The following is a 17,442-nucleotide window of genomic DNA, read 5'->3' as shown; positions in this document are numbered from 1 at the left end:
GGGCCGCGGCAAAATTTGTAAAATGTGCAGAGAGTTTCGACGCAGACATTATCGTCCAAAAAGACGAAAATGAGGTCTCTGGTACGTCGATTATGGGTCTTATGCTGCTTGCGGCCTCCAAGGGAACCGCCATTCATGTGACCGTTTCCGGGACGGAAGCGGATGCAGCGATGAAGGCGTTGATCGATTTGGTGAACGATAAATTTGGCGAAGATCGAACAGAAGAATAACCCGTCAGAGCTCCCGCCTGTTTATTAAACTGATTATGATATAAAGATGTCTTTATATTAATCTTGAAAAAGTCTGATCGTCTTGTTATATAAGCGGTCAAGAGGGAGCCTGTTCAGGTTAAGGTCAGGTTCTAGCCATTTACTCAAATCTTGAAAAGAGTGTCACATGACTACATCGGAAGACTTTAAAGTTGCCGACTTGTCGCTTGCCGACTGGGGACGCAAGGAAGTAACTATTGCTGAAACTGAAATGCCGGGCCTGATGGCGCTGCGTGAAGAATTTGGCAAGTCGCAACCTTTGGCTGGCGCACGGATCGCGGGCTGTCTTCACATGACCATTCAGACGGCTGTTCTGATTGAAACACTGACGGCATTGGGCGCGGAAGTGCGCTGGTCGTCTTGTAATATCTTCTCCACACAGGATCAGGCGGCGGCCGCAATGGCGGCGGCTGATATTCCTGTCTTTGCCTGGAAAGGCATGTCTGAAGAAGAATTCTGGTGGTGCATTGAGCAGACAATCGAAGGGCCAAATGGCTGGCGTCCAAACTTGATTCTGGATGATGGCGGTGACCTTACTCAGCTTATGCATGAAAAATATCCGCAATATCTGGACGATGTTAAAGGTTTGTCAGAAGAAACAACAACTGGCGTTCATCGCCTGTATGAAATGGCAAAAGCCGGTATGCTGAAAGTGCCTGCCATTAACGTCAATGACAGCGTGACAAAATCAAAGTTTGACAACCTGTATGGTTGCCGGGAAAGCCTGGTGGACGGTATCAAGCGGGCAACGGACGTTATGGTTGCGGGTAAAGTTGCCGTTGTTGCCGGGTATGGTGACGTGGGTAAAGGCTCAGCAGCCTCTCTTCGCAGTCAGGGTGCCCGTGTTCTGGTTACAGAAATCGATCCAATCTGTGCGTTGCAGGCCGCCATGGAAGGCTATGAAGTCGTAACGATGGAAGACGCTGCCCCATTAGGGGATATCTTCGTGACAACAACCGGTAATGTGGACGTGATCACAATCGATCATATGCGCGCCATGAAAGACCGGGCGATTGTCAGTAACATTGGCCATTTTGATTCTGAAATTCAGATCGAAGCGCTTCGTAACCTTGCTTGGCACAATGTAAAACCACAGGTCGATGAAGTCGAATTCCCGGATGGAAAGCGCATTATTGTTCTGGCTGAAGGCCGTCTGGTTAATCTTGGCTGTGCAACTGGTCACCCAAGCTTCGTCATGAGTGCTTCCTTTACAAATCAGGTGTTGGCGCAGATCGAACTTTGGGAACGGTCTGAAAAATACGGCAATGAAGTTTATGTGTTGCCGAAACACCTCGATGAAAAAGTGGCAACGCTGCATCTTGCCAAACTTGGTGTCAAACTGACAACACTGACTGAAAAGCAGGCTGAATATATTAGCGTGCCGCAGGTTGGCCCGTTTAAACCAGAACATTATCGCTACTAATCCAGTTGACGGCCCCACGGGCTGTGACTTGAAGAGTGCAGTTGAGGCTGGCGAATATTCTTCGCCAGCCTTTTTCTTGTCTTTTCAGGCTTTTTCTTTTTAAAGTGTGGGGCGGGCATCTATTGATCCCGCTTTTAAATATGCTGTTAAGCGGGAGTGCATTTTTTTAATGCGGGACTATGGGAACTGATTTTTCGTCAACAGAACTGATCATGATCTGGTTGATCGTTTTGATCGCTCTTGCTTTGGCAATGGCGCTATATGTGATGCGTCGCAAAGCCCTTTCCCTGCTCAGTCATTCCGACAAGCTGGTGGATCGCCTGCGGTTACTGGAAGATGAACTGGAAACGGTGCGAAAAACAGAAACCGATCAGCAACGAGAAATTTTGAGCCTGAAATCCAGTTTAATGGATACCCGTACGGAACGGGATGATTTCATTGACTTGCTGAACGCAGCGCCTTTTGCGATCTGGCGGCGGGATCAGCAATCGCGCATCGTCTGGCACAATAAACAGTACGAAAAAATTGTCGGACCGCCGACAGCATTAGGGGATATGGCAGAACTGGCGTCCAGCCGAGAGCCTGACCAGGCCCGCAAAATGGCGGCAAAAGCGCGGGTTTCCCAGCAGGCGCAGACTGAAACACGCCGTTATGTGGTGGGCGGTGATCTCAGGAGTTTCCGCATCCATGAAATTCCGATGGAATTTGAAAACGAACTGGCTGGTTTTGCGCAGGATGTCAGCCGTGAAGAAGAAATTGTCGCGGAAATTAAAAACCATGTGGATGGGCAGGCCAATGTTCTTGAGAATATCTCAACAGCCATCGCCATTTACGGCCCGGATCAGCATCTGAATTTCTATAATCAGACTTATGCCAAATTATGGAAACTGGATGATGCGTTTCTTCAGGAAAAGCCAACACTTCTAGAGGTATTGGACAAACAGCGCGAAATGCGGCGATTGCCAGAACAGGCCGATTTTTCAGCCTACCGGGCAAAGCGGCGTGCGCTGTTTACCAATCTGATCAGCACGAAGGAAGAATTGTCTCAATTACCTGACGAGACGATGATTAGAACGGTTATTACGCCTCATTCCTCGGGCGGTCTGTTTTTCATGTTCGAAGATGTGACAGATAAAGTTGTGCTGGAGCGGGCACGTAATACCCAGACGGCCGTTCAACGGGCGACACTGGATAATCTTCATGAGGGTGTTGCCGTTTTCGGCGCCGATGCGCGCCTTAAACTGTTTAATTCCGGCTTTTGCGAGATCTGGAACCTGCCCCCTGAATTTCTGGAAGAAGATGTTCATATCGGCAAAATGGTCGACAAGATTTTTTCCAATTGGAACCTGACCGATTACGGTGACCTTCGGGAGCGGTATGTTGCCAATGTAACACGCCGCGATGCATCGGCGGGTCGGCTTGAACAGCCGGACGGCCGGATCATCGATTTCAACCGCGTTCCACTGCCGGATGGGAATGTCCTGTTTACTTATATGGATATGACCGATGCCTTGCAGGTTCAGCGAGCCCTGACCGAGCGTAACGAGGCGCTGGAAGCCGGCGACAAAATGAAAACCGAATTTGTTGCAAGCGTAAGTCATGAATTGCGAACACCGCTGAATACGATCATTGGATTTGCAGAAATACTGGTGAAGCAGTTCTTTGGTCCGTTGAACGAAAAACAGGACGAATACGGTCATGGTATTCTGGATAGTTCCAACCATCTGCTGCATCTGATTAACGATATTCTGGATATGGCCAATATTCAGGCCGGTAAAATCGAGCTGGATCTGGAGCCGGTGGATGTACATGCGCTTTTGGCTAATGTGGTGACCATGGTGCATGATCGCGCCCGAAAGCGGCGGATTACAATAGAACTGGAAGTCGATACGGAACTGGGTTGGGCCAATCTGGATGAACGCAGGATAAAGCAGGTTATTTTTAATCTGTTCAGCAATTCGATCAAATTCACCGAACCGGGTGGACAAATCACCCTAAAGGCTGGCAAATCACCAGAGGGGTTATCTTTTCAGATCATTGATACCGGCATCGGTATCCCCAAGGAAATGCAGGATCGTATTTTTGAACGATTTTCCAAAGGTGATACAACCCGTGAAAACGCGGGCGCCGGACTGGGGTTATCCTTGGTCAAAAGCTTTGTTGAAATGCATGGCGGGACGGTATCGCTTGAATCCGTTGAATTTGAAGGCACGACCATTACCTGTACCCTTCCCGACAGTTTAAGAATTGAAGCAGGCGCAGCCTGAAAACACCATGACAGACTTTCTAGAATGCGTTGTCCAAAATGAGCAGGAAACCGCTCAGTTGGCAGCGAAATTGGGCCCTTTGCTCCGACCATCCGACATTCTGTCTTTAAGCGGAACTTTGGGGGCAGGGAAAACAGCGTTTGCCCGTGCCTTGATTCGCGCGTTGATCGGACAGGAAATTGAAGTGCCCAGCCCGACTTTTAATCTGCTATTGCTCTATGATACACCTGCAGGCACGGTTTATCATTACGACTTTTACCGCCTTGAAGACCCGGAAGAAGTTTGGGAACTGGACATTGAGCAGGCTTATGAAGACGGCATAACCGTAATGGAATGGGCTGAAAAACTTGAAGATCTGGCCCCGGATGACGTTCTGAAAGTCGATATAACAATCCCGTCTGATGCGGCAGAGGACACGCGTGTTTTTCGGTTCTCAGGCTCTAAAAACTGGATAGAAAGATTGGAAACCCTTTCCTTATGACACTCGTATCGGAAGACCGTATCATAGCTTTTATTGAAAAAGCGGGATGGAAAGATGCTTGGCGGCATGCGCTGGCCGGGGATGCGTCAAGCCGCCGGTATGAACGCCTGACCCAAAAGGATAAAACAGCGATTCTGATGGTTGATCCGTCAATTGAAACGATGGATCGTTTTGTTCGGGTGACCGGTTTGCTGCATAAGATGGGATATAGTGCCCCGGAAATCCTGACCCGGCAGAAAGACGAAGGTCTCTTGTTGCTCGAAGATTTCGGGGACCGGCTTTTTACACAATGTATTGAACAGGGCGCCCCGGCAACCGATCTGTATCGGCTGGCTGTTGATCTCCTGCTGGACTTGCGCACGCAGAAACTCCCTGAAAATCTGCCTTACTTTTCGCCGAGTTATGTTCTTAATCAGAACGCCCTGTTTCTGGACTGGTTTGTATCGGATGTAAATGGACGGCCAGTGCCTGAGAATGCACGCCTGTTCTATCAGCAAATCTGGCAGGAATTGATGGTAGAGCTAGGGAGCATGGAAGAGGTTTTTCTGTTTCGGGACTTTCATGCTGAAAATATGATGCATCTGGAACAGCGTTCAGGGCTGAAGGCCTTGGGCCTGATTGATTATCAGGATGCCATGATCGGTCCGGCGGCCTATGATCTGGTGTCTTTGTTGCAGGATGCCCGCCGGGATGTCGGCGCCGGGTTGGAGCAGGAAATGCTGACCCACTATATTGAACAAAGCGGTGTCGACCATAACGTCTTTTATCGCCAGTATGCTATTTTTGGGGCACATCGTGCTCTTAGAATCCTCGGAATTTTTACACGTTTGTCCAAACGGGACGGGAAAGACCGGTATCAGAAATTTGTACCGCGAGTAAAAAGCCATCTAAGCCGCAATCTGGCGCATCCGGATTTGCTTCCCTTGCAACATTGGTTAGCCCTGACACTCGGTAAGGCTCTTGAATGAACAATACTAACAGCACGAAGGTCGATCGCGCGATGGTACTTGCCGCAGGGCTGGGGACCCGGTTGCGTCCGCTTACCAACACGATACCGAAACCGCTTGTGTCTGTGGGGGGACAGCGGCTTATTGATTATAGTTTCGATTTGATCCGCGGGGCACATATTCAGAATGTTGTTGTGAATTATCATCATCTCGCTGATCAGATCCGTGCTTATGTTGGCACTATTAAAGATTTGAACATCACTATGTCCGATGAAACGGATGCGCTTTTGGAAACCGGCGGCGGTGTTCTGAAGGCGCTGCCTCTGCTTGGAGACAAGCCTTTTGCGGTTTTGAATTCTGATGTGATTGTTCGCGATGGCGCGCACCGGTCGCTGGATAAGCTTATTCGCTTCTGGGATCCGGACAGAATGGATGTCGCCTTGTTGATGCAAACGACAATATCGGCTGTTGGGGGACATGATCACGGCGATTATCATATGGATAGTGGGGGAAAGTTGACCCGCCGGGATGAACGGGTCGTGGCACCTTTTTTGTTCACCGGCGTTCAAATTATAAAACCGCACCTGTTCGATGGGATGAAAGAAGAAGCCTTTTCACTTAATCGCCTTTATGATCAGGCAGAGAAAAGAGGCCGGTTATACGGCCTGGTCCACGAGGGGCAGTGGCTTCACGTGGGAACGGAGGTTGCTATTAAAAAGGCAGAGCAGAAAATACAGGGACAGTGACAGAAACATCGATCTCAACTGATGCATTAGGGCCCAATGTGTCCGCGATACCGCCCGAATTACCGTTTGTGGATTGCCTTGCCCGGGAATTGCTGGCACGCCATGGTGGTTCGCTGGAAGAATTGGGGCAGGTGACGATCCTGACGACAACCCGGCGGGCCGCCCGGGCCTTGCAAAATGCGTTTTTGAGAGAAACGGGCGGCAGCCCCCTGTTGTTGCCAAGAATGCGTCCGTTGGGCGATGTGGATGAAGATGAACTGTTGCTGGATGGGGCAGCAGGAGTTGATCCATTGGGTGATGGTGCTGCATCACTGGATATACCGCCAGCAATCGACCCCATGCGCCGTCAACTGCTTCTTGCGCGGATGATTGAACGCCGTCAGGGCGACAAGATGGATTTTGCCCAATGTGCGGCGCTGGCAAAAGAACTGGCGCGCCTGCTGGATCAAATTCAGACAGAAGGTCTGGATTTTAAGGATTTAAAGGCACTGGTTCCGGAAGATTATGCGGAACACTGGCAGATTACGCTGGAATTCCTGACCCTGATCAGTGATTTGTGGCCTGATATTCTGGCCGCCGAAGGAACCATTGATCCAGCAAGACGCCGGGATATGCTGATCCGGACACAAACAGAAGAATGGCGCCAAACCCCACCGGCAGGCTTGATCTATGCGGTGGGCTCGACCGGATCGATCCCCGCCACCGCCGAACTACTGACGTTGATCGCGTCCCTGCCTAACGGCCGGGTCATTTTACCCGGACTGGATCGTCATCTGGATGAAAAAAGCTGGGACCTTGTCCGTCAGGAGCCGGGTCATCCGCAGTTTGGACTGGCTGTGTTGCTGGATCGGATGGGGCTGAAGCGCAGGGATGTGCCGGATTTGACGGACCCAGCTATTCAAAGTTGCATTGTGGGTCGTCCGGCCTTGTTATCTGATGCGTTAAGGCCTGCTGAAACAACCGATCTTTGGCAATTATCCAAGGCCCCGGTGGCTGGGGCACTGGAAAATGTCCGTCTGATAAATTGTCCGGGCCCGCAGGCCGAAGCGCAGGCCATTGCGCTGGCCATGCGGCAGACCCTTGAAGAGCCTACTAAAACAGCGGTTCTAATAACGCCTGACCGGGATTTGTCCCGCCGGGTGAGTACCGAACTGAAACGTTGGGACATTGATGTAGATGATAGTGCCGGCAGTAGTCTGGACCAATCACCACCGGGTGTATTTTTACGGCTGACGGCTCGCATGATGGCGGAAAAATGTGCGCCAATTGCCTTTCTGGCGGCGTTAAAACATCCTTATGCCTCCATGGGGCTGCCTGCGGATAAATTCCGTCGTTATATTCGCATGCTTGAATTGAACGTGTTGCGCGGGCCGCGCCCGGCGCCCGGATTATCGGGGATTAGCGACATTATCAGGACATCGGATTTTCCAGAGGAATTTCTAAACTGGTTCAGTGATTTTGAAACACTGGCCCGCCCGTTTGAAACACTGTCTGGCCGAAAAGAAGTTCCCTTCATTGATTTGTTCAAGGCGCATGTTCATTTTGCCGAACAACTGGCAAATGACGGCCAATCGGAAGCATCCGGTCTGTGGCGCGGTCATTTTGGCGAGGCGGCTGCCGGTTTTGTGGCAGAGCTTCTGCGATCTGCCGACGCGATGGAGACGATAACGCCCGGAACATGGCCGGATTTGCTGGATAGTCTGATGTCAGGTCATATGGTGCGGGCCCGGTATGGCTTGCATCCCCGATTGCAGATTTGGGGACCGATCGAGGGACGGCTGCAACGAGCGGATCTGGTGATCCTTGGCGGCATGAATGATGGTATCTGGCCGCCAGACCCGGGAAGTGACCCATGGATGAGCCGACCCATGCGGCAGGACTTCCAGTTGCCGTCTCCGGAGAAGAAAATCGGTTTGTCAGCGCATGACTTTCAGCAGGCCTTCTGTTCGAAAGAAGTGATTTTAACACGGTCTGAAAAAGTCGATGGCACACCCATGGTGCCCAGCCGCTGGTTGCTGCGCTTGCAGACATTGCTCAAGAAGTTTGATCAAAGCCTGGTAACACAAGGGTCTGATCAGATCCTTGGCTGGCAGATGGCGCTGGATCGGCCGGATCGATATGCACCGGTCTCTGCCCCCCGCCCAACACCGCCTGTGTCCTCCCGGCCACGAAGGCTTTCTGTGACGCGCATCGAAAAATGGCTGAAAGATCCTTATTCAATCTTTGCGGACGCGATTTTGAAACTCAAACCACTGGATGGTATTGCCGAAGATCCCGGCGCGGCCGACAGGGGTAATTTTATTCATAAAGCGCTGGAAGAGTTTGTCAAAAAATATCCGGATACCTTACCGCCCAATGCGGAAGAAGAACTTTTGGAAATGGGCCGAGACGCCTTTGGGCAGATGCTTTCCTATCCGGCTGTCTGGGCGTTTTGGTGGCCCCGCTATGAACGGATCGCCGAATGGTTTGTATCGTTTGAACGCACCCGGCGGGAAAATTACAAGACAGTGCTGCTTGAGAAAAAAGGAATATTGGACATCGCCGCGCCGGGCGGCACATTTGTTTTGTCTGGCACGGCAGACAGAATGGATCGCCACAAGGATGGCGGGATAGCCATCATCGACTATAAAACAGGAAGCCCGCCTTCAACGAAAGAAGTGGAAAGCGGGTTGGCGCCCCAATTGTCGCTTGAGGCTGCGATGGTTGAAAAAGGTGCGTTTGGCCGAGATGTGTCCCACAGTGTCATCGAACTTCTTTATATAAAACTGAGCGGCGGCAACCCAGCGGGTGAGGCCCGTCAGGCCGGCAAAGACTTAAGCGTTGAGACCCTTGCTGAAGAGGCGTTTTCGGGTTTACAGCGCTTGATTGCCCAGTTTGATAAAGAAGCAACACCTTATCTGACGAAGCCAAGACCGGCCTTTGTCGACAAGTTTAATGATTATGAACATCTGGCCCGCGTTAAAGAATGGTCAGGCGGGGGACAGGATGAGTAAACCCTTATCCCCCCTTGCGGAAAAGGGGATCGCACTTCAGAAACGGGCGGCGGATCCGCGTCGGTCTGTCTGGGTATCGGCCTCTGCCGGATCGGGAAAAACACGGGTTCTTGTGGATCGGACCTTACGGTTGATGTTAAGCGGCACCCGTCCGGAAAAAATTCTGTGTATTACCTTTACAAAGGCAGCGGCGGCGGAAATGTCGAACCGTTTGAACGGGCTTTTGGGAGACTGGTCGGTTCAGCCTGATCAGGTTTTGTATAAAAACCTTACAGAGCTGATGGACCGTGCGCCCAGTGATGATGAAATGAAACGGGCTCGGCGTTTGTTTGCCAATGTGCTGGATGCGCCCGGTGGATTGAAAATTCAGACGATCCATTCCTTCTGCGAGTCTGTTTTGGGCCGGTTCCCGCTGGAATCAGGGATTGCGCCCAACTTCGATGTTATGGATGAGCGGACCGCCGCAGAGATTATGGAAGCCGCGCGGGACCATTTGCTTGAAAATAGCAGGGCCGAAGATCAAACCCTGCTCGCGGAGGCGCTTTCTGTCGTCAGTCGACAGGTGAACGAGCAGGATTTTTCCAGTTTGATGCGGGATTTAAGCGCGAAAAGAGGGCGCCTGAAACGGTTCATAAAAGCGCAAGGGGGGCTTGAGGCGGCGCTGAAGGCTCTGGCGGATCTGTTGCAGATTGATCCGAATCTTAACGAACAGGATATTGTTGAGCAGGCCTGCGCAGAAACCGCGTTTGACGGACCGGCGCTTCGTCAGGGGGTTGAACTTTTCCTCAATGGCAGCAAAACGGAAACCAGCAATGCCGCCAAAATGGAGCCCTGGCTCAGGCTCACAGATAAACGGGTGGAATTATTTGACGCCTATTGTTCCGCCTATCTGACGCAAAAAGGCGAGATTAAAGCAGACCGAAATCTGGTTACGCAAGGCAGCTTGAAGAAAATTCCAGGCTTGCTGGAAACAATGCAGCGCGAAGCGATAAGGCTAACCGAGGTTCGCGAAATGCGAAACCGCGTCAAAGTGTATAAAAATACCGCTGCCTTAATGCGGCTTGGCAGTCAGTTGATTAATGAATATGACCGCGAAAAAACCTGGCGAGGCAAGCTGGATTATGACGATCTTATTTTGACGACCCGTGATTTGCTGACGGCAGAAGACGTTGCCCCTTGGGTGATGTTCAAACTGGATGGCGGGATTGACCATATTCTGGTGGATGAGGCACAGGATACCAGCCCCGAACAATGGGATGTCATCGGCGCACTGGCGGAAGAGTTTTTTGGCGGGGATGCAGCCCGCGACCATCACCGAACCCTGTTTGTTGTCGGGGACGAAAAACAATCGATTTATTCGTTTCAAGGCGCTGATCCGGCGGCGTTTGACCAAATGCGTCAGTCGTTCGAGGAAAAAGCACGGGACGCTGAAAAAGAATGGGAGCTGGTCCCCCTTGATCTATCGTTTCGTTCAACGGAAGCGGTCCTGTCACTTGTCGATGATATTTTTGATAAAGGACATGCCCGGGAAGGGCTGACGGCAGATCTTTCGGAAATACAGCATTTCGTCTTTCGGGAAGGTCAAAAGGGATTTACCGAAATCTGGCCAACGGTCAAGCCACCGGATCAGGAACAGGTTGATCCATGGGAAATTCCGCAGGATCAGGGATTAAGCACAGATCCCGCGGCGGAACTGGCCAATCGTATTGCCGAGCAGATCAAAACCTGGCTTCAGTCTGGTGAACGGCTGATGTCAACGGGACAGCATATTCGGCCGAAAGACGTTATGATCCTTGTTCAAAGCCGAAATGTTTTCTTTGAAAATATGGTCCGGGCATTGAAGAAAGCGGATATCCCCGTCGCCGGTGCGGACCGGATGGTTTTAACCGAACAACTGGCCGTGATGGATTTGATGGCGCTGGCGCGGTTTGCGCTGATGCCCGACGATGATTTGAACCTGGCGGTTATTCTGAAAGGCCCGTTTGTTGGCTGTGATGATAATCAGCTTTATCAACTGGCGTATAACCGGCGCACCAGCTTGTGGCAGGCCTTGCGCACAAATACCCCCGCCTTACCGGTTTTCACCGAGGCCGTCGCCTTTTTGCGCCGTCTTCTGGCCCGCGCGGATTTTGTGCCAGTGTATGAATTTTTCGCCCATATTCTGGGCCGCGAAAACGGACGCCGCAAATTACTGACCCGTTTGGGTGCAGAAGCCGCAGATCCGATCGATGAATTTTTGTCGCTGGCTCTGGGGTATCAACGCACAGAAGCCACGTCCCTGCAGGCTTTCCTGCATTGGGTCGAAGCAGGCGGGGCCATTGTCAAAAGGGATATGGAACAGGTTCGCGATGAAGTACGGGTTTTGACGGTGCATGGCTCCAAAGGATTGCAGGCTCCGATTGTCTTTCTGCCAGACACTTGTCAGTCCAGCCGGGCTTCTGGTGTAACCAGTGTTTTCTGGTCTGATGATGATGTTCCTGCGCCTTTATGGCCCGCCCGAACAGAGAATGACGAAAGCTGTTCAGCCCAGGCACGGGCCGAGGAGAAAAAACGCAAAAATGAAGAGAAAAAACGTCTTTTGTATGTAGCGCTAACCCGTGCAGAAGACAGACTTTATATTTGCGGCTGGGAGGGCAAAAATGGTCGGACGTCTGATTGCTGGTATAATTTAATCGATACTGCTTTTGGGATGGATTTTTCGGAAAAAACTGAAGAAGTGCAACTTGCTTGGGGCGATGTCGCCCGGCGCCGAAGTTCAGGAAGCTTGCCCGCAAGTGACCCTGAAATGAAGCAGATTTCGGATGTTGTACCGGTTACCTTGCCTAAATGGGCAACAGAAAATCCCGAGATGGAACCCTTTCCTCCGCAACCGTTGACGCCTTCAAGGGAAGAGGAAGAGCCCGCGGTTCGCTCGCCACTTGGACAGGATGAGGGACGGCGTTTTCATCGGGGTATTCTGATCCACCGTTTGTTGGAAAGCCTGCCAGCGGTGCCAATGAATGCCCGCGAGAAAACCGCGCGGGTGTGGCTTGCCCGACCCTCTCATGCCTTGTCAGACGCGCAGCAACAGCAAATTCTGCAGGAGACCCTGACCGTCTTGAACCATCCGGACTTTGCCGAGATTTTTGGCCCCGGCAGTTTGGCTGAGGTGCCGCTGACCGGTTTGTTTGGTGATCAGGTGATGTCCGGCCAGATTGACAGGTTGCTGATCAAGGAAGATGAAATTCAGGTTATCGATTACAAAACCAACCGGCCATCACCAACCGATCTGGAGAAGGTGCCTGCGGTTTATTTACGGCAGATGAGAATTTATCGGGATGCCCTGAAAAAAATGTATCCTGAAAAACGTATTAAATGTGGGCTGTTATGGACAGATGGCCCGCATTTGATGGTTGTTTCTGACGGGTGATGTATGCCTGATCACTTGACGGGCTATCTGTATTTACGTCATTATCTGTTAACAAACGGGCGATTTTCGCCTTAATTTTTTGCCTGAAATGAGGACATGATGGCCACAACAAATGTAACAGATGCTTCTTTCGACCAGGACGTTTTAAAAAACGAAGGCCTGGTTCTGGTGGATTTCTGGGCTGAATGGTGCGGTCCGTGTAAAACTATCGCGCCTTCTCTGGAAGAGCTTTCAAACGAAATGGCTGGGAATATCACCATTGCCAAAATCAACATTGATGAGAACCCAAACACCCCGACAAAATACGGTGTTCGCGGTATTCCAACAATGATCCTGTTTAAAGATGGTGAAGTTGCCGGTACGAAAGTAGGGGCTTCTCCAAAAGGGCAGATCGAAGAATGGATCAAATCAACAGCGTAAAGCGGATTTGAGAACACATGGGAACGGGCCTTTCAAGGCCCGTTTTTTTTGCGCTATTATCCTGATCTGATCGGGTTGGCATGGATCAAAGAGAGGCGGGGGCATGGTTCAGATTGATACTGGAAGAGTCACACTGGAGGTCGAGAAGTTTGGACGGCAGGAAGACCCTGCACTTGTTCTGATCGCGGGTCTTGGCTTTCAATTGATTGACTGGCCAGAAGCCTTTTGCAAACAGTTGGCCGATAGCGGGTTTCAGGTACTTCGGTTCGATAACCGGGACGTGGGCTTGTCGGAAAAATTTGACGCCAAAGGCGTTCCTGATCTTGAAAAAGCGATGGCCGCCAAAGCAGGCGGGCGTGCACCAGAGCTTCCGTACAGTTTAACCGATATGGCAGAGGACGTCATTGCCCTGCTGGATCAGCTTGGCCTTGAAAAGGCGCATATGGTGGGCATGTCTATGGGCGGTATGATTGTGCAGCTTCTTGGGGGTCATTTTCCCGAACGATGCTTAAGCCTGACGTCGATTATGTCCTCCAGCGGTGAGGCCAGTGTGTCTGTGCCACACCCGGACGCGATGGCGGTCCTGACGCAGGCACCGGCAAGTCAGGAAAAATCCGACATTGTAGAATTTGGCCTGATGGTGAACGATACGATCGGCAGTCCAGGATTTCGGTGGAACCGGTCCGCCCTGAAGGCCCATATTGAAGCCTGTTTCGACCGCGGATATTGCCCCACCGGATATTTAAGGCAGATGGGCGCTGTGTTTTCTGCAGGTTCACGCCGGGAGTTGCTAAAAACCATTCCGCTCAAGACGCTGGTTATCCACGGAAAAGATGATCGTCTGGTCCCGCCCAGTGCGGGTCAGGATACAGCCGATCATATTCCCGGGGCCCGCTTTGAGCTGGTGGAGGGGATGGGACATGATTTATCCCCATCCCTGTGTGACCATCTGGCGGCTTTAATTCGTCCGCATGTGATGTCAGCTGGATAATTACCGAAACGCTGGTTCGTCAAAGCTGCGCAATTTCCGGGAATGCAGACTTTCGACGCCTTCATTACGTAAACTGCGAAGCGTATCAATGCCGATCCGCAAATGTTTTGCCGTTCTGTCCTGATAAAACTTGTTGGCCATGCCGGGGAGTTTGATCTCGCCGTGCAATGGTTTGTCAGAAACGCAAAGTAAGGTGCCATACGGTACGCGGAACCGGAAGCCGTTGGCCGCAATGGTCGCAGATTCCATATCAATCGCAATTGCCTTGGTTTGATTAAACCGCATGGCCAGTTCTTTGTGACGGAGCTCCCAATCCCGGTCGTCCGTGGTATAGACGGTTCCGGTTCTGAAATGCTCTTTCAGGTTGGCGAAATCCTCTGGCGTTCCGGAGGCTTTGGCCACAGCTTCGGTGAGCGCCACCTGAATTTCTGCAATGGCTGGCAATGGAACGGAGGGATGAATATCTTCATCCAGTACATGGTCTTCGCGCACATAGGCATGGGCCAGAACATAATCACCTAGTCGCTGTGTCCGGCGCAATCCGCCGCAATGGCCGACCATCAACCAGCAATGAGGCCGCAAGACAGCGATATGATCAGTGATGGTTTTGGCATTTGATGGGCCAACCCCAATATTGACCAAGGTAATTCCTTCATGTTTGTTTCGAACCAGATGATAGGCAGGCATTTGCGGTAAATGGGTCGGGGCAACGCCTTGCGGGCTTTCAATCTCAGTGCCGGGTTTGTTCACAATCACGTTGCCCGGCGATACAAAGGCACGAAATTCATCGCCATTTTCTACCTGATCCAGACCATATTCAATAAACTCGTCTACATAGCGCTGATAGTTGGTGAACAGGATAAATCGCTGAAAATGGCGGGGGGCCGTCCCTGTGTAATGGGACAGGCGCAACAACGAGTAGTCCACCCGCTCTGCCGGAAAAAGCGACAGCGGATGCGGCTCTCCTGCGGCAAGGGCATGGGTCCCATTTGCAATATTATCGTGAATATTAGCCAGATCTGGCATAGGAAAGATCGATTGCAACTGATGAACATCGTCCCCTGTCACATTGGCGGAGGCTTTTTCGATCACAAAGGGTAACGGCATGGGGCGATCGCTCAAGCCCACCAAAACCGGTTGCTGGTGATTGTTGATAATCAGGTCAATCTGTTCGTGATAATAGCTGCGAAACAGATCAGGGTGGGTAAGTGTGGTTCCAAACGAGCCGGCAGCATGCAGGTTTCCGTAGGCCAATTTACCGCTTAGATTGATGTCACTTGGGCCGATATCCAGTCCCAGATAGGGGTAAAAACCGGTATCCAGAGGGCTTGTTTTGTCACCTTTTGAAAAGGCTTCGAACCGTTTTTTTACTTTTTCGGTATTTTCCAGATAAATCGCTTCGATTGCGTCGACAGCCTTATCGGCATCTGTGAATTCCTGTAAGTCACGCGCTGTACCGTGACCGGTTATTGTCTTGGATAGAAATCCACTCATTCTCATTTTTCCTTTCCGACAGTGATCCCTATGATCACTCATTTCATTTCTCTCTTTTTCCTGTTCTATTTATCATTTATTTATGACAACTCAATAAATAAAGCGGGCCCTCCTGGAAATATGATAGGGTCGCGCCGCTAAATTTAAGGTTTAGCGAAATGAATTAAACGAAAGACTCTGTTTGTTGTGATCCTGTTGGTATGACTTTAACTCTGGCCCCCATGGAAGGCGTCGTCGACGTCCATATGCGTGATATTCTGACCCGGATTGGCGGGTTTGATCTGTGCGTTTCCGAATTTGTGCGCGTGAGCAATCATGTTCTGCCCGCGTCGGTCTATCACCAATATTGTCCAGAATTGAAAAGCGGCGGTAAAACTGCGGCAGGCGTACCTGTTCATGTTCAACTCATGGGCGGAGATCCCTCTCTTTTAGCAGAAAACGCTGCTTTTGTTGCAGAATTAGGGGCGCCGGGGATTGATATCAATTTTGGCTGTCCGGCAAAAACAGTGAATCGCAATGACGCTGGGGCCACATTATTGCAGTGGCCGCACCGTTTGAATGACATTGTTTCAGCGGTCCGCCGTGCGGTCCCGGCCGCCATTCCTGTCAGTGCTAAAATGCGTCTGGGCTTTATGGACAAGTCTCTTTACATGGAAAATGCGCAGGCTATTCAGTCCGGCGGTGCGATGAAGTTGACGGTTCATGCCCGCACAAAGCTGGAAGGCTACAAAGCACCCGCCCATTGGGAGTATCTGGCACCGCTGCGCGAATCTCTGACTATTCCCCTTGTCGCGAACGGTGAAATCTGGACACGGCAGGATTACGAAGCCTGTAAAAAAATCAGTGGCTGCACCCATTTTATGGTTGGCCGCGGCGCGATCGCCCGACCTAGCCTGGCACTTGAAATTGCCGGTTTGGAGCAAGCCCCGTTTCATTGGGCGCATGTTCAAAAATGGCTGGTTTATTACCGGGATCTTATCCGTGTCATGGATCACGATACAAGAGAAGCTGGCCGATTGAAGCAATGGATTAAACTGCTGGCCCGCAGTTATGATGAAGCAACGGATCTATTTACAGAAATTCGTCGGCTGAAGACGCCAGACGAAATTTGCGCGGCTTTGACAATTCCGGTTTAGGAACTTAGAGCGAGAATACCTGAATAACAACAAAAACTAATTTATGGTTTCTCAAATTATTCTGTGTCGATTAGGATTCTTTTAACAATGTGTACTCAATATAGGCACAAGTTTAATAAAACTGCTTATAGGATCAAGTATATGTTGAAGAAACTACTCGTATGTACCTCACTGATGGTTTTGCTGGTCTCAGGCGTAGCCCATGCCGAAAATAAAGAAGAGACTGTTGTTGCTTTGCTGACAAAAGCTGTGAAGCATTTTGAAACAGCTGGCGCTGAACAAGCCCAGAAGGACTTTGCTGTAAAAGACGGAGAATACTACAAAGGCGAATTTTACGTCGTTACGCAGTCCATGAAAACCAACAAGATCATGTCTCACCCAGTTAATCCAAAACTGAACGGTAAATCTCTTATGAAAGTAAAAGATACCGACGGTAAGGCGTTCATTCAGGAAATGGTTGAGATTGCCAATAAGCAGGAAACCGGTTGGGTTTCTTACAAATGGCCACATCCTGTGACTAAGAAGATTGCCTCTAAGAGAAGCTATATTGTCCGCTCTGGTGACGTGTTGTTCATCAGCGGCTATTACGAATAATCTGAATATTCGTTGGAGTAAATGTTATGAGCTTGCGGAATCTCAGTATTTCAATAAAGTTATTCATCTCACCCGCTATTTTTGCATTGGCACTGGTTGTTTTAGGAGCCGTTGCCATTACAGGATTGCAGCGTGGGCATGAAAAAATGGTGTCGTTGGACAATCAATCGTCCATGACGGGTGCCGCATACCGATTTCAAAGAGATCTGCAGGCTTTTAACGGAAGTCTGTTTCGCTTAATTTCCCAGATGAACGCAGGTGTTGAAGAAGAA

Annotated in this window: 14 protein-coding genes; 13 read left to right on the top strand and 1 reads right to left on the bottom strand. The window is 50.6% G+C overall.

Features of this window, described 5'->3' with window-relative positions; translation table 11 throughout:
• The 10 genes from ACJAYR_RS16830 to ACJAYR_RS16785 form a co-directional block, all read left to right on the top strand.
• Positions 1-230: HPr family phosphocarrier protein (locus ACJAYR_RS16830; protein WP_415237677.1), on the top strand; the 230-nt coding region annotated here is incomplete at its 5' end.
• A gap of 166 nt (positions 231-396) precedes the next feature.
• Positions 397-1,692: an adenosylhomocysteinase gene (gene ahcY, locus ACJAYR_RS16825; protein WP_415237676.1), complete on the top strand. Its 1,296-nt coding sequence runs from the start codon at positions 397-399 to the stop codon at positions 1,690-1,692.
• A gap of 179 nt (positions 1,693-1,871) precedes the next feature.
• Positions 1,872-3,959: an ATP-binding protein gene (locus ACJAYR_RS16820; RefSeq protein WP_415237675.1), complete on the top strand. Its 2,088-nt coding sequence runs from the start codon at positions 1,872-1,874 to the stop codon at positions 3,957-3,959.
• A 7-nt stretch (positions 3,960-3,966) separates the two neighbouring features.
• Positions 3,967-4,440, top strand: a complete 474-nt coding sequence (gene tsaE / locus ACJAYR_RS16815; protein WP_415237674.1) for a tRNA (adenosine(37)-N6)-threonylcarbamoyltransferase complex ATPase subunit type 1 TsaE — start codon at positions 3,967-3,969, stop codon at positions 4,438-4,440.
• A complete protein-coding gene (locus ACJAYR_RS16810; RefSeq protein WP_415237673.1) occupies positions 4,437-5,408 on the top strand; it encodes an aminoglycoside phosphotransferase family protein in 972 nt (323 codons plus the stop codon). The genes tsaE and ACJAYR_RS16810 overlap by 4 nt, the downstream gene beginning before the upstream one ends.
• A complete protein-coding gene (locus ACJAYR_RS16805) occupies positions 5,405-6,133 on the top strand; it encodes a nucleotidyltransferase family protein (protein ID WP_415237672.1) in 729 nt (242 codons plus the stop codon). The genes ACJAYR_RS16810 and ACJAYR_RS16805 overlap by 4 nt, the downstream gene beginning before the upstream one ends.
• Complete coding sequence (gene addB / locus ACJAYR_RS16800) at positions 6,130-9,126, top strand: double-strand break repair protein AddB (RefSeq protein WP_415237671.1); 2,997 nt, start codon at positions 6,130-6,132, stop codon at positions 9,124-9,126. The genes ACJAYR_RS16805 and addB overlap by 4 nt, the downstream gene beginning before the upstream one ends.
• Positions 9,119-12,535: a double-strand break repair helicase AddA gene (gene addA / locus ACJAYR_RS16795; protein WP_415237670.1), complete on the top strand. Its 3,417-nt coding sequence runs from the start codon at positions 9,119-9,121 to the stop codon at positions 12,533-12,535. The genes addB and addA overlap by 8 nt, the downstream gene beginning before the upstream one ends.
• 99 nt (positions 12,536-12,634) lie before the next feature.
• Positions 12,635-12,955 carry a thioredoxin TrxA gene (gene trxA, locus ACJAYR_RS16790; protein ID WP_169544350.1) on the top strand — a complete coding sequence of 107 codons (321 nt, stop codon included), beginning with the start codon at positions 12,635-12,637 and terminating at the stop codon, positions 12,953-12,955.
• Between the two features lie 103 nt (positions 12,956-13,058).
• Complete coding sequence (locus tag ACJAYR_RS16785; protein ID WP_415237669.1) at positions 13,059-13,946, top strand: alpha/beta fold hydrolase; 888 nt, start codon at positions 13,059-13,061, stop codon at positions 13,944-13,946.
• Here the strand turns inward: ACJAYR_RS16785 and ACJAYR_RS16780 are convergent, their stop codons facing one another.
• Positions 13,947-15,440, bottom strand: coding sequence for an AMP nucleosidase (locus ACJAYR_RS16780; protein WP_169543681.1), 1,494 nt, complete (start codon positions 15,438-15,440; stop codon positions 13,947-13,949).
• A gap of 200 nt (positions 15,441-15,640) precedes the next feature.
• On the opposite strand from ACJAYR_RS16780, the gene ACJAYR_RS16775 reads away from it, so the two are divergent.
• The 3 genes from ACJAYR_RS16775 to ACJAYR_RS16765 form a co-directional block, all read left to right on the top strand.
• Positions 15,641-16,576 (top strand): tRNA dihydrouridine synthase, encoded by a 936-nt coding sequence (locus tag ACJAYR_RS16775; RefSeq protein WP_415237668.1) that lies wholly within the window; start codon positions 15,641-15,643, stop codon positions 16,574-16,576.
• A 141-nt stretch (positions 16,577-16,717) separates the two neighbouring features.
• Positions 16,718-17,170, top strand: coding sequence for a cache domain-containing protein (locus ACJAYR_RS16770; RefSeq protein WP_169543679.1), 453 nt, complete (start codon positions 16,718-16,720; stop codon positions 17,168-17,170).
• Between the two features lie 26 nt (positions 17,171-17,196).
• Positions 17,197-17,442 (top strand): hypothetical protein (locus ACJAYR_RS16765; protein WP_415237667.1); only part of this gene is annotated, 246 nt, incomplete at its 3' end.

The sequence above is a fragment of the Sneathiella sp. genome, from assembly GCF_047631475.1.
GTDB lineage: Bacteria > Pseudomonadota > Alphaproteobacteria > Sneathiellales > Sneathiellaceae > Sneathiella.
The sequence above is the reverse complement of the archived record's forward strand: the minus strand, read 5'-3'. Positions and strand labels throughout refer to the sequence as shown.